Raw genomic sequence first — 12,143 nt, 5'->3', positions numbered from 1 at the left:
TCTTCTGGCGAAAATTATTCTTGCTTCACGGTCCCGTCAACCCCCAGACTCGTTCCGTGACTCAATCGCTTGTGGTCGGTGTCGATGCCGGGGCCACCTCCACGCGGGTGGCCGTGCACGCGCTCGACGGCACCCGCGTCGGCTACGCGACGGCCGGGGCGGGCAATCCGACCGCTCACGGGCTGGCCAAGGCCGTGGCGGCGATCGACGCCGCGCTCGGGGAGGCGCTCGGGGGGCATGACGGGGGGCGGGTGGTCGCCTCGCTGGCCGGGGTCGCGGGGCACGTCGAGGAGATGCGGGCCGAGCTGGCGAAGGTCTGGGCGGATCATGGGATTCCGGGTGCGCCGAGGTTCATGGGGGATGTGGCGATCGCCTATGCGGCGGGGTCGCCGGAGCCCGACGGGGCGCTGCTGCTGTCCGGTACGGGGGCGGTGGCGGCCAGGATCGTGGGCTTCGACCTGGATGTGATCGCCGACGGGCTGGGATGGCTGCTCGGTGACGCCGGTTCCGGCTTCTGGATCGGGCGCGAGGCCGCCAAGGCGGTGGTCGACGCCTTCGACCGGGGCCCCGCAGAAGGCACGCTGGTCGCGCTCGTGGTGGAGCACTTCCTCGGCGGCGAGCGGCCCGCCACGCCGCGCGACGTCGCCGATCGCATCGTGCGGCTGGCGCAGGCCGACCATATGCGGCTGGCCGCGCTGTCCTCGCTGGTCAGCCGGGCCGCGGCGGCGGGCGACCCGATGGCGGTCAAGATCGTGCGGGAGGCCGCCGATCACCTGGTCGCCACGCTCAGGCGGGTGCACGTGTCCGGGCCTGTGGTGCTCGCCGGGAGCGTGCTGACCAGCCCCGGGCCGGTGCGGGAAGCCGTGACCCGGTTGCTGGCGGGCGAGACCGTGACGACAGCGGGCGACGCGGCGGGCGCGGCGGCCTGGCTGGCGGCTCGCGACCTGCTGCCGGAACCCGGCAGGAAGGCCCTGCACGCCGCCTTCACCGCCGGTGCTTAAGTGCGCGGCCCCGTGGTCGCGTTCCCCGCCGTCAGCCCTTGACCGCGCCCGCCGTCAAGCCCGTTCCGACGCGGCGCTGCAGGAACAGGAAGAGCAGCAGGGCGGGCAGCGCGAACAGGCTGGCGGCGGCCATCGTGGCGCCCCAGTCGGTGCCGAACACGTCCCTGAACGACGACAACCACACCGGCAGCGTCCTGCGGGACTGGTCCTTGATGATCAGCACGTTGACGAACGCGAACTCGTTCCACGCCGTGATGAACCCGAACAGCGAGGTCGCCATCAGTCCGGGCGCCAGCAGCGGGAACACCACCCGCCGGAACGCCACCATCCGGCTGCACCCGTCCACCTGCGCCGCCTCCTCCAGCTCCAGCGGGATCGCGGCCAGGAACCCGCGCAGCGTCACGATCGTGAACGGCAACGTGATCATGAAGTACACGCCGGTCAGCATGGCCAGCGAGTCCAGCAGCTCGCTGTCCCTGGCGATGATGAACACCGGCACCAGCAGCGCCTCCCACGGCGCCATCTGCGCCGCGAACACCGCCACCACGAACACGCCTCTCCCCCGCCATCGCATCCTGGTCACCGCGAACGCCGCCAGTAGCGCCACCACCAGCGCGATCAGCACCGCGGCCACCGTGACCAGCAGGCTGTTGCGCCAGTAGGTCCAGAACCCCGGCGCGTTGATCGCGGTGACGAAATGGTCGAGGGTCGGGTCGGCCGGCCAGAACGTCGGCGTGTCGGCCTGGATGTCCCTGGTCGGCTTGAACGCCGTCAGGAACATCCAGTAGACCGGAAAGATCGTGACCACCAGCACGACGACCGCCGAAGCGTTGAGCGCGAGCCTCTTCATGAGCGCACCATTCGACGCAGGTTGCTGACCAGGGCGACGGCGAGGATGACGACCGTGAGCATGGCGACCGCCGAGCCCAGGTCGTAGCGGTGCAGCACGCGGGCGATCTTGAACGCGTAGACCGGCAGGGTGGTCGTGGCGCCGTCGGGACCACCCTGGCTGAGTACCCAGATCTGCGGGAAGCACTTGGCCACCCAGATCACCTCCAGCGAGGCGACCAGCGCGAAGAGCTGCCTGAGCATCGGCACGGTGACCTTCCAGAACACCTGCCAGCCGGTACCGCCGTCGATCCTGGCCGACTCGTACAGCTCGCCCGGGATCGTGGTCAGCCCCGCGTAGAGGGTGAGCGCGGCGAACGGCACCGACTGCCACACGACCAGGACCACGAGTACGGCGAACGTGGCCGTCCCGTTCGCGAACCAGGCGTAACCCTGGAAGGAGTCGAACCCGAGCGCCACCAGCAGCCAGTTGACCACCCCCAGCTCCGACTGGAACAACCACTGGAACACCGTGGTCGCCGCGATGATGGGGGTGGCCCAGGCCAGGGCCAGGGCGCTCATGAGGGCCAGGCGCAGGCCGCGGCGCAGGCGTACGAGCATGAGGGCGACGCCGGTGGACAGGACCACGATGAGCACCACGTTGATCGCGGTCCAGCCGAGCGTGCGCAGCAGCACCTGCCAGAACTCCGCGCCGGACAGGAGCTCGGCGTAGTTGTCCAGGCCGACGAGGGTCGCGCCGCCCCTGATCAGCTCGCCCATGCGGAAGTGCTGGAACGAGATCACCGCCGCCTTGAGCAGCGGATAGAGCAGGAGGAAGGCCCCGCCTGCCACCGTGGGCGCGATGAGCAGGTAGGGCCAGTACGAGCGGTTCCCAGCCCGCATCAGGATCCGCTGTTCAGGGTCGTGGTGATCGACTCGGACACCTTCTTCGCCTCCGCCGCGGGGTTTCCGCCGGTGAGCACGGCGGTCATGTACTGCTTGATCACCGAGGTGGCCTCGACGGCGGCCCAGTTGGGGGTGTTCGGGGTGGCCCGGCCGTTGGCGGCGCCGGTGGCCATCGCGGCGGTGCCCTCGTCGCCCGACAACACGCCGGCCAGCGAGGTACGGTTCGGCACGAAGCTCATCGTCTTGGCCAGCTCGGTCTGGAACTGCTCGCCTGCCAGAGCCTTGACAAGCTCGTACGCCTCCTCCTGGCGCTTCGAGGCGGCCGGGACGATCAAGTCGGAGCCGCCGGTGAAGACGGTGCCCGGTTTGTCGGCCGTCTTACCCGGGATGGGGAAGAAGCCCAGCTTGTCCTTCAGCTTGGCGTCCACCTCCAGGACGCGGGCGGCGACGCCGGGGACGGCGATGATCTGCGCGACCTTGCCCTGCGCGAAGACCTCGTGCTGGGGCGGGTTCGCCTCGTCGGCGTCCTTGGGGCCCTTGCCGAGGGCCTGGAGTCGCTGGTAGAAGTCCATGCCGGCCAGGGCCTGCGGGGTGTCGAGGGCCCCCTTCCACTTGCCGCCCTCCTGGACCGCCAGGTCGCCGCCCTCGTCCCAGACGAAGCCGGCGAGGGCGTACCAGGTCTGGCCGGTCAGGTAGATGCCCTGATTACCACCTTTATTGAGATTTTTCGTGATATTTAGCCATTCGTCCCGGGTTTTCGGCGGCTCCTTGATGCCCGCCTGGGCGAACAGGTCCTTGTTGTAGACGACCACGCGGTTGGCGGCGTACCAGGGGATTCCGTACTGCTTGCCGTCGATGTTCCCCGGCTGGGCCAGGCCGGGCAGCCAGTCCTCGCCCTTGAGGTCGGCGATCTTGGCGGTCAGGTCCGTCACGCCGCCGCTGGCCGCGTACTGGGCGACCTGCGTGTTGCCCACCTCGATCACGTCGGGGGCGTCGGTGCTGGCCAGGGCGGCGGTGACGCGTTCGCCGATGCCGTCCCACGCCTGGATCTGGAGGTCGAGGTCCACGCCTTTGTGCGCGGCCTCGTACTCGGTCTCGAACTTCTTCAGCAGGTCCTGCGTGACGCTGCCGTCCATGATCCAGACGGTCAGCTTCGCGGGGGCGCCGCTCGCCTGCGCCCCGGGCGCCGGCTCGCCGCCTGTGCCGCACGCGCCGATCGCGAACACGGCCACCAGGGCAAGGATGCGGTTCTTCATGGCGTTCCTTCTGATGGGGGGTGCCTGCGCCCGCGAGGGCGCAGGGCTTGTCATGGGTTCGGGACGGTGTCCCTGAAGGCGGTGCCGGCGGAGCGCAGGGAGGCGACCCGGCTCTGCACGTCGGCGGGCGAGACGACCTCGTTCTTGCTGTAGTACAGCCAGTCGACCTGCTGCCGGTACGTACGCGTCCCCGTGGCCCCCTGGAGATCGATGAACCACTGGTTGAACATGATCCACATCGGGGTCTCGGGATAGTAGATGTCACCGTGATCGGCGAACAGGCGGCCGTCCACGTAGTACTTGATCCGGCCGCCGGAGACCTGGATGACGAGGTCGTGCCAGCCGGCGAAGCTCGCGCGCTCCTCGGTGTGGGTGTTCACGGCCTGCCAGGGGTCGCCCTGGTAGGTCTCCCAGCTCGTGGCGTAAAGGATGTTGGAGGGCTCGCCCCAGCCGCCGTTCGGCAGGTACTCGAAGTCGAGCTCGCCGTAGTCGGGGTCCAGGTTGTAGCGCAGCGGGGTGATGGTGAAGAACGTCTGCACCACGTGCTCGCCGTCGGGACCGCTGCTCGGCGCGTCGCTGAAGCGCACGCGAGCGGCGTAGGTGCCCTCGTGGAACTTGCGGTTCGTGGTGGACAACTCGGTCTGTACGGTGCCCGCCGCCGTGCCGTTCGTGGAGGAGTCGAGCGTCAGCAGGCCGCCCGGGAACGAGACCGCCGACGGCGACCAGGTGGCCCCCGGCACTCCCGGGCCGCCCGAACTGGAGCGGACCGTCCAGCCGCGCTGGGCCAGGAGCGGGTCACTGGAGTTCGTGTACGTGAAGTCGTCGAACAACACGCCCCCCGAACCTGGGGGAACGGTCGGGGTGACCGTGGGGGTCGGGTCCGGGTCGCTGCCCGTCGGCTTGCCCCAGGCGAGCTGGCCGTTGACGTACACGGTGACCTTGTCCCAGTTGGCGTAGCTCGTCTGGGGGCCGTAGGAGTAGTCGTCGCTCTGGGTGAAGGTCTGCCAGTCCGCGCGGTAGAAGCGCAGTTGCATGTCGCCGGTGTTCCTGGCGGGGGCCAGGCTGCCGGAGGTGAAGCCCACTTCCAGGTACTGGGCGGCGCCCGACTGGCGGACGAACTGCCCGGTCACCGTCGAACAGCTCACCACCGCCCAGGAGCAGGCGAAGCGGTAGGTCTCGGTGCCGGTGAGGTAATAGCGGATCTTGACCTGGTTGAGCGGGATCGTGGTGGTGCCGTCGTTGAAGAGCTGGAGCCAGGGCTCGGCCTGGGCCGTGGTGGCACCGGGGGAGCTGGTCCGGTACTGGAGGCGTACCGACTGGGCGGCGTCCGCCGGGACGGCCAGGGCTACGGCCGCCAGGACGACGGGGATGGCTAAGGAGAGTAGGATTTTTCCGAAATTTCGGGACATGGGTGTGGTTCTCCTTGGTTGTGCGGTCCCCCGAATTTCGTGCATGCCGAACAGAGGTGATGGCGCCCAAATGATCAGACGCCGCTGGTCAGGCGCCTCGGCGGATGCGGCCCGCGTACCGCGCTTCGAGCTTGAGGTTGTGCGCGTCGCCCTCCGGGACGTTGGCCGAGAGGTAGACCGGTGGCACTTCGCCGGCTTCGAGCAGGTTGCGTACCGTCTGGGCCACGACGAGCTGCGCCAGCAGCGCGGAGGTGATGGTGGAGACGGCACCGGTGGCGCCTCCGTCGGGCAGGGGCAGGACGGCGTCGCCGTAGGGCGCGTGGTTGTCCAGGACGACGTCGGCCAGGTCGGTGAGCTTGCGGCCCGAGGGGTGGCGGGACGCGACGGCTTCGCCGTGGGCGCGCGAGGTGATCGCGATCAGGTCGTGACCGCGCCGCTTGACGAGGGTGGCGAGCTCGACGACCACGCCGTTCACGCCCGAGTTGGAGATGATGACGAACAGGTCGTCCTGGTGGACGGGGGCCAGATCGAGGATGGTGCGGGCGATGGAGGGGTCGCGTTCGAGGTCGTAGCGGTCGAGCTCGGATCTGGGGGCGTCGCCGTACAGGACGATGTCTCTGAGCGCGAGCCGGTTGGTGGGGACGAGTCCGCCGGCGCGGCCGGCGATCTCCATGGCGACCGCTTCGGAGTGGCCTGACCCGAAGGCCTGGATGACGCCGCCGCCGGTCAGCGCCTTGGTGAAGAGGTCGGCGGCTCGCGTGATCTCCGGGTCTTCCGGGATGGTCCGGACAAGGTGGGCGATGTGGTTGGCGAATGTTTGTGGGCTTACTTGCGGATTTATTGTCATATATCCCCTTCTGGTGGGCTCTGTTCAGAAAGACGGTGTTCGGGCAGCCGGTGGCCGGCCACTGCGCGGACGGTGACGTCGAAGGCCTGCTTGGTGCGTTCGTAGGTGCGTTGGGCGACCGACACGTACACGACGTCGAGCACGAGCAGCTGCGAGTGGATCGCGGCGAAGCCCTCGGACCTGAAGCTCGTCGCGCGGCTGGCCGTGGTCAGCACCAGCTCGGCCACCTCGGCCAGCGGCGATCTCGGTTGCGAGGTGACGGCCACGGTGATCGCGCCGTGGCTGCCCGCCTCCGCCAGCACCTCGATGACCTCGCGCGTCCTGCCGCTGTGCGAGATCCCGATCGCCACGTCGCCCTGCCCGAGCAGCGCCGCGTCCGTCAGCGCGCTGTGCGCGTCGGACCTGCTCCAGGTGGGTACGCGCATGCGCTGCAGCCGGTATTCCATCTCGCTGGCCACGGCCGCGCTGCTCGACACCCCGAACAACAACACCCGCCCGGCCCTGGCCACGGCCTGCGCGACCTTCTCGACCACGGCCAGGTCGAGCTGGTCGCCGGTCTCCTGGATCAGGCGGATGTCGTTGCCGGAGACGACGCCGAGCACGCGTTCGAGGTTGTCGTCGGGTAGGATCTCCTGGCCGATGTCGGTCTGCCAGGTCTGCTGGGCCACCCGGCCGGTCTCGGTGGCGATGGCCACCCGCAGCTCGGCATATCCGGAGAAGCCGAGAGCCCGGCAGAAACGCGTGATGGTCGCGGTGGACGTCCCGCTCCGCTCGGCCAGGTCGACGATGGTCAGCCGGGCGGCCTCGCCCGGGCCGCCGAGAATCGTGTCGGCCACCTTGCGCAACGCCTCGGGCATGTCGTGCTGCTCGGCCCTGATGCGGCTCAGTAGTTCCACGCGGTGAAAATTATGCTCAAGTCTTGGCGTCGTCAAGCATTTGGGCAATAATTTTTGACATGAATGGGGTTCTGGGCGTCGACGCCGGCGGCACCTCCTCGCGGGCCGCGCTGTTCACGCCGGACGGCACGCTGGTACGTCGCGGGCACGCGGCCGGCGCCAACCCGGGGGCGCTCGGGATGGATCGGGCCGCCGCCAACCTGACCGCCGCCGTCCGCGCCGCGCTGGGTTCTGCGCAGGTCAGCGCCGTGGTCATCGGCTTGGCGGGACACCCCGACCGCTGCCGGTCGCTGACCGAGCGGGTCTTTCCGCCGCTCGTGCCCGAGGCCGCGCCGGTGCGGATCGTCGGCGACGTCGTGACCGCCTTCGCCGCCGGCACGTCCTCGCCGTCGGGGACCGTACTCATCTCGGGGACGGGGGCCATCGCGGCAAAAATTATCGACCACAGGCCGGTCGCGACCGCCGACGGGTTCGGCTGGCAGCTCGGGGACGAGGGCTCGGCCTTCTGGCTCGGCCGCGCCGCCGCCCGCGCCACCATCCGCACCCTCGCCACCGCTCGGGGTGGCGACCGGTCGGGGGGTGGATTGCTCGCGGTGCTCGTCGTCCGGCATCTCCTGCCCGGATCGGCGGGCGGCGATGCGGTCGCGGAGCTCGCGGCGGCCGTGCACGCGCGGTCCCCGCTGGCGCTCGCCGAGCTGGCGCCACTGGTGAGCGAGGCCGCGCGGGGCGGTGATCCGGTGGCGGTGTCCATCGTCGCCGAAGCCGCGTCCCGGCTCGCCAAAACCGCCTCCGAGGTGCACGAACCCGGCCTGCCGATCGTGCTCGCCGGTGGCGTGCTCACGGCGGACGGCCCTGTACGGGAGGCCGTACAGGGCCATCTGGAGGGTGCCGTCACGGCCGGAGACCCGGCGGGCGCGGCGGCGTGGCTGGCGGCGCGCCCGTTCCTGGACCCACGAGAGTCCGAGGCGCGCCACCCCCGTTTCACCCGCCCGCGCTAGCCCGCGGACGGCTCGGTGGGGTTCTTCGGCAGGCGCTCCTGGGTCACCATCAGGCGCAGCACGCCGGCCTGCTCCGACTCTGCCCGCCAGACGCTCCAGTCGTCGCCGACCTTGGCCGACTGCTCTTCCGGATCCTGTAGACGGCCTCGAACCGGTTCTTCCGGTCGTCATCCACGGGCGATCCCCATGGTCGGCCTCCTCTTGCGCGGCATTGGGACACCCCGTAAATGTCGGAGGCACCATCAGCATTTCAGCTGATTTTTCACTTTGTGAGCAGGGCGGCGCTCCCGTAGCTGCCTCCGAACCCCGTCACCAGCGCCACCTCACGCCCCGCCCGCAGCTCCCGTACGGCCTGGGCAACATTGTTCAGCCCATGCACGTAACCCTCGGAGAGCAGGCCGCCGTGCGGGTTCACCCAGGCGTGCCGGCGCTCCAGCAGGTACGGGCCGAGGTCCGCGCGCTCCACCAGGCCGAAGTCCTCCAACTGCCTCGGTACGAGCCACGAATAGGCGTCGTACGGCAGCGCCACGTCCACGTCCGACGGCCGCATGCCGGACGCCTCCCAGAGCATGGGCGCCACGTAGGCGGAGAAGATCGCGGTCACGTCCGGCGCGCGGTCCATCGACGAGCAGCCCGGGCCTCCCCCGCGTACCACCGCCTGGACGCGCGGCCCGTCGAGCACGCCGCTGACCACCAGTGCGCAGGCCCCGTCGGTCTCCTGGCAGCAGTCGACCGTGCGGAGCGGGGTGCAGACGTACGGCCTGGCGAGGTATTCGTCGAGTTCGAGCGGCTCGCGGCGCAGGGCCCGGGGGTTGGCCTTGGCGTTGTCCCTGGACTGGGCGACGACGGCGTGCAGGTGCTCGGCGGTGAGGCCGGTGTCGTGCAGGTAGCGGGTCGCGGCCAGGGCGAACAGCGGGATCGGGCCCGCCAGACCGTACGTGTATCGCTCCTGGGGGCCGGTGGAGGCGGTGTTCATGCGCCTGCCGGAGCGGCCGTTTAGCGCCCGATATATCACGATATTTCGCGCTAAACCGGCGTGTATGAGCATCGCCGCGTCCCCCAGGATCGACGCCGCCTGTGTGCCGCCTCCCGCGATGTCGTTGTGCCAGCCCAGCCGCTGCATCCCCAGGGAGCGGGCGACCTGAACGACAGGCGCGGAGTCGTTCATGTGGTAGCTGAGCAGGGCGTCCACGTCGCGCGGCTCGATCCCCGCGTCCGCGCAGGCCGCCCGGCACGCCTCGACCGCCAGCTCCAGCTCGGTGCGCCCGGACTCCCTGCTCAGGGCCGTCATCCCGACCCCGGCCACGGCCGCACACCCCGCGAAGGGCTGCATGCCCCCTCCTCCGACCATCGCGCCGATCGCCCGCCACGCTACCACTCCAGGCAAGCGCTTGCTCGGCCACGGTTTCCGGGCGGCCACAATGGCAATGGCTTTCGTCCCAATGCCTTCGCCGCACGGCTGCGTGAGGTGGTGGACAGGGTGCGCGACCAGCCGGTTATCGGGATTTAGCCGGAAATAGGTAACTGAGTATCTTCACGGGAGCTATCCGCTCTTGTAATACGAAGGTGCGATCTCCCGATAGCCCATCATCATCACGCAGAGGTGAGCGATGGATCTACGCTACGTCCGGTACGCGATGGCGATCGCACGGGCGGGCAGCCTCCGCAGGGCGGCCGCCGCACTGCACATTGCCCAGCCCACGCTGTCGGAGCAGCTCAGGGCGCTGGAGAAGGAGATCGGCGTCGAGCTGTTCAGCCGTTCGTCGAGTGGCGTGCAGCTCACCGAGGCGGGCGAGGCGTTCCTGGCCCAGGCCACGGTCGCGGTCGACGCCTTCGAACGCGCCGTGGTCGCCGCCAGGAGCAAGGGCGTGACCGCGCGCCTGGGCGTGGCCGACGGGCTGGCGGACGTGGTCGCCCGCCTGCTCTCCCAGCTCCAGACCGCGCGCCTGCGCGTGACCCCGATGGGCACGGCCGAGCAGATCGTCTCCATCGTGGACGGCACCCTGCAGGCCGGACTCGGGTACGCGCCCGGCTCCCTGCCCAGAGGCGTGGCCCGCATGCTCGTCCACCGCTTCCCGGTACGCGTCCTGCTCCCCCGCGGCCACCACCTGGCGGCGTACGAGACGGTGTCGCTGGCCGATCTGGCGTCGGAGCCGCTGGTGATGCCGGAGTCCGACGCGGTGGCGGGGGCCCGCCGCTTCCTGGAGGCATTCGTCCGCCACCGCCTCCACCCCCGCCTCGGCCCCGCGGCGGCCACCCACGACCTGGTCGTCAACCTGGTGGAGGAGGGCGCGGGCTACGCCCTCTGCGTGCACGAAGGCACGACGATTCCGGAAACTTTGGCGTTTATCCCTATAAAAGAGGACGTCCCCCCGCTGGAAGTGGTCTTCCTCTGGAACCGCCAGACCGACGTGCACGAGCTCGTCAGCGCCGCCCGCCACCTGGCCCGCTCTGGATAGCGCTATTATCTACCGATGCGCATCTCCGAACTCAGCGTCAAGTCCGGTGTGGCCATCCCGACGATCAAGTACTACCTGCGCGAGGGCCTGCTCCACCAGGGCGAGCAGACGGCCGCGACGCGGGCCGAGTACGACGGGTCCCACCTGCGCAGACTCCGCCTGATCCGAGCCCTGCTCGAAGTGGGCAGGCTCCCCGTGGCCTCGATCAAGAAGGTCATCGACGCCGTCGAGGACGAGTCCCTCCCCATTCACGAGATGCTCGGCATAGCCCACTACGCCCTCGGCCCCACCGTCGAGCCCGAGCCCGGCGAGGACTGGCGGCTCGCCCGCGAACAGGTCGACCGTCTCATCACCGACCTGGGCTGGAACATCCACCCCGACGCCCCCACCCGCGACGAGCTGGCCCAGACCCTGGTCAGGATGCGCCAGCTCGGCCTGCCCATCGACCTGACGCCGTACGTCGAGGCGGCTCGCAAGCTGGTGTCGGAGGTCGAGATGGACACCATCCCGTTCCACGGCCCGCGCGACGCCGCCGTGGAGGCCCTGGTGCTCGGCACGGTCCTGTACGGCAAGGCACTCGACACGCTGCGCCGCCTGGCCCAGGAGTCGGAGTCCGCCCAGCGGCTCAACCCTCAGTCCTAGATCATCTCGTTCGCGCGCAGGATCTCGACGGCCTGCACCGTGATGGCCCCGCGCCAGTCGAGCGCCCCGGCAGGCGAGATGCGCGCGTAGTCGACCACCCACCCGCCGTCATCCTGCTGCTCCCCCGCCAGCCGAACGAGGTCCGCCGCGATCACCTCGGGCTCGAACAACTCGCGGACCGGCTGGCCGGGGTAGGGCGCGAAGTCCAGCGGCCGCAGCGCCTCGTGTTCGGTGCCGCCCTCGACGCGCACCCTGCCGTCCGCGGGGATGTAGCCGCCGAGCCGCTTGAGCAGGTCGGCCGCCCGGGGCTGGCTGTCGTACACGGCATCGAGGAAGTGGATGGCGAACGACAGGATGTACGCGTGCGGCCGCTCGTCGAGCGCCTGGATGGCGTCGAGGCAGTAGCGCGTGGCCTTCTCCAGCCACGGATGCGCGGCCACGGCGGCGTCATGGACGGCGACGCGGTGGGCGGCGGCCGCGGACACCGAGGTGATCTGCAGGGAGGAGACGGCCGAGTCGGCGCCCGCCCACCAGGGCGCGGTGCCGTCGGCGACGGTGATCGGCAACGCGAACGGCAGCCCGCCGTCGGGCAGCGTGACCGACTCCAGCCAGTCGCACAGCGCCACGGCCTGGGGCGCGGTGTGCGGGGCGATCTCCTCGAAGACCTCGAAGGCGTGCAACGCCGCCCCCGGCTGGCTCTCGGGTGCGCGCAGATCGGGCTCCAGGCCCCAGCCGTACCCGCCGTCCGGGTTGCGGTAGCCCTCCAGGGCGCCCAGTGTGGAAGCCGGGTCGCCCTCGCCCACGAGCAGGTGGAATCGGCGGCGGTCCAGCGGCCTGGCGTGCGTGGCCATGAAGCCGGGGATCGCGGCAAGGTTCACGTTCATGGCTTCATCGTGCCCAG

The 12,143-nt window shown here is 70.1% G+C and carries 12 protein-coding genes; 4 read left to right on the top strand and 8 right to left on the bottom strand.

Annotated elements, in window-relative coordinates; all coding sequences use genetic code 11:
* The first annotated feature begins 56 nt into the window (after positions 1-56).
* Positions 57-1,001, top strand: a complete 945-nt coding sequence (locus tag ACFLIM_RS03440; RefSeq protein WP_393161781.1) for an N-acetylglucosamine kinase — start codon at positions 57-59, stop codon at positions 999-1,001.
* Positions 1,002-1,032: 31 nt separating this feature from the next.
* Here ACFLIM_RS03440 and ACFLIM_RS03435 read toward each other — a convergent pair whose 3' ends face one another.
* The 6 genes from ACFLIM_RS03435 to ACFLIM_RS03410 form a co-directional block, all read right to left on the bottom strand.
* Positions 1,033-1,851 (bottom strand): carbohydrate ABC transporter permease, encoded by an 819-nt coding sequence (locus ACFLIM_RS03435; protein ID WP_393161779.1) that lies wholly within the window; start codon positions 1,849-1,851, stop codon positions 1,033-1,035.
* On the bottom strand, positions 1,848-2,732 hold the full coding sequence (locus tag ACFLIM_RS03430; protein WP_393161777.1) for a carbohydrate ABC transporter permease: 885 nt from the start codon (positions 2,730-2,732) through the stop codon (positions 1,848-1,850). The genes ACFLIM_RS03435 and ACFLIM_RS03430 overlap by 4 nt, the downstream gene beginning before the upstream one ends.
* A complete protein-coding gene (locus tag ACFLIM_RS03425; RefSeq protein WP_393161775.1) occupies positions 2,732-3,991 on the bottom strand; it encodes an extracellular solute-binding protein in 1,260 nt (419 codons plus the stop codon). Before ACFLIM_RS03425 ends, ACFLIM_RS03430 begins: the two co-directional genes overlap by 1 nt.
* 50 nt (positions 3,992-4,041) lie before the next feature.
* Positions 4,042-5,400, bottom strand: a complete 1,359-nt coding sequence (locus tag ACFLIM_RS03420) for a cellulose binding domain-containing protein (protein ID WP_393161773.1) — start codon at positions 5,398-5,400, stop codon at positions 4,042-4,044.
* An 88-nt stretch (positions 5,401-5,488) separates the two neighbouring features.
* Positions 5,489-6,247, bottom strand: coding sequence for a sugar isomerase domain-containing protein (locus tag ACFLIM_RS03415; protein ID WP_393161771.1), 759 nt, complete (start codon positions 6,245-6,247; stop codon positions 5,489-5,491).
* Positions 6,244-7,143, bottom strand: coding sequence for a MurR/RpiR family transcriptional regulator (locus ACFLIM_RS03410; protein ID WP_393161769.1), 900 nt, complete (start codon positions 7,141-7,143; stop codon positions 6,244-6,246). Before ACFLIM_RS03410 ends, ACFLIM_RS03415 begins: the two co-directional genes overlap by 4 nt.
* A gap of 59 nt (positions 7,144-7,202) precedes the next feature.
* On the opposite strand from ACFLIM_RS03410, the gene ACFLIM_RS03405 reads away from it, so the two are divergent.
* Complete coding sequence (locus tag ACFLIM_RS03405) at positions 7,203-8,141, top strand: N-acetylglucosamine kinase (RefSeq protein WP_393161767.1); 939 nt, start codon at positions 7,203-7,205, stop codon at positions 8,139-8,141.
* 262 nt (positions 8,142-8,403) lie between these two features.
* On the opposite strand, the gene ACFLIM_RS03400 is transcribed toward ACFLIM_RS03405, so the two are convergent.
* The gene (locus tag ACFLIM_RS03400) at positions 8,404-9,474 is read right to left on the bottom strand and encodes a thiolase C-terminal domain-containing protein (protein ID WP_393161765.1); all 1,071 of its coding nucleotides are present in this window, start codon (positions 9,472-9,474) and stop codon (positions 8,404-8,406) included.
* A gap of 277 nt (positions 9,475-9,751) precedes the next feature.
* Between ACFLIM_RS03400 and ACFLIM_RS03395 the strand changes: the two genes are divergently transcribed.
* A complete protein-coding gene (locus ACFLIM_RS03395) occupies positions 9,752-10,600 on the top strand; it encodes a LysR family transcriptional regulator (protein ID WP_393161763.1) in 849 nt (282 codons plus the stop codon).
* 15 nt (positions 10,601-10,615) lie between these two features.
* Entirely contained in the window at positions 10,616-11,242 is a 627-nt protein-coding gene (locus ACFLIM_RS03390) for a MerR family transcriptional regulator (protein ID WP_393161760.1), read from the top strand.
* On the opposite strand, the gene ACFLIM_RS03385 is transcribed toward ACFLIM_RS03390, so the two are convergent.
* Positions 11,239-12,126: a hypothetical protein gene (locus tag ACFLIM_RS03385; RefSeq protein ID WP_393161757.1), complete on the bottom strand. Its 888-nt coding sequence runs from the start codon at positions 12,124-12,126 to the stop codon at positions 11,239-11,241. The genes ACFLIM_RS03390 and ACFLIM_RS03385 overlap by 4 nt on opposite strands.
* Positions 12,127-12,143 lie beyond the last annotated feature (17 nt).

Source organism: Nonomuraea marmarensis, from assembly GCF_043197025.1.
In the GTDB taxonomy this organism is placed as follows: domain Bacteria; phylum Actinomycetota; class Actinomycetes; order Streptosporangiales; family Streptosporangiaceae; genus Nonomuraea; species Nonomuraea marmarensis.
Note: the sequence above shows the minus strand (reverse complement) of the source record. Positions and strands in the feature narration are given on the sequence as shown.

What these genes read in the sequence shown, in the direction of transcription:
- ACFLIM_RS03405 (WP_393161767.1), top strand. Translation starts at nt 7,203, where the DNA reads ATGAATGGGGTTCTGGGCGTCGACGCCGGCGGCACCTCCTCGCGGGCC.
- ACFLIM_RS03415 (WP_393161771.1), bottom strand. Translation starts at nt 6,247, where the DNA reads ATGACAATAAATCCGCAAGTAAGCCCACAAACATTCGCCAACCACATC.
- ACFLIM_RS03435 (WP_393161779.1), bottom strand. Translation starts at nt 1,851, where the DNA reads ATGAAGAGGCTCGCGCTCAACGCTTCGGCGGTCGTCGTGCTGGTGGTC.
- ACFLIM_RS03395 (WP_393161763.1), top strand. Translation starts at nt 9,752, where the DNA reads ATGGATCTACGCTACGTCCGGTACGCGATGGCGATCGCACGGGCGGGC.
- ACFLIM_RS03425 (WP_393161775.1), bottom strand. Translation starts at nt 3,991, where the DNA reads ATGAAGAACCGCATCCTTGCCCTGGTGGCCGTGTTCGCGATCGGCGCG.
- ACFLIM_RS03420 (WP_393161773.1), bottom strand. Translation starts at nt 5,400, where the DNA reads ATGTCCCGAAATTTCGGAAAAATCCTACTCTCCTTAGCCATCCCCGTC.
- ACFLIM_RS03385 (WP_393161757.1), bottom strand. Translation starts at nt 12,126, where the DNA reads ATGAACGTGAACCTTGCCGCGATCCCCGGCTTCATGGCCACGCACGCC.
- ACFLIM_RS03390 (WP_393161760.1), top strand. Translation starts at nt 10,616, where the DNA reads ATGCGCATCTCCGAACTCAGCGTCAAGTCCGGTGTGGCCATCCCGACG.
- ACFLIM_RS03400 (WP_393161765.1), bottom strand. Translation starts at nt 9,474, where the DNA reads ATGCAGCCCTTCGCGGGGTGTGCGGCCGTGGCCGGGGTCGGGATGACG.
- ACFLIM_RS03430 (WP_393161777.1), bottom strand. Translation starts at nt 2,732, where the DNA reads ATGCGGGCTGGGAACCGCTCGTACTGGCCCTACCTGCTCATCGCGCCC.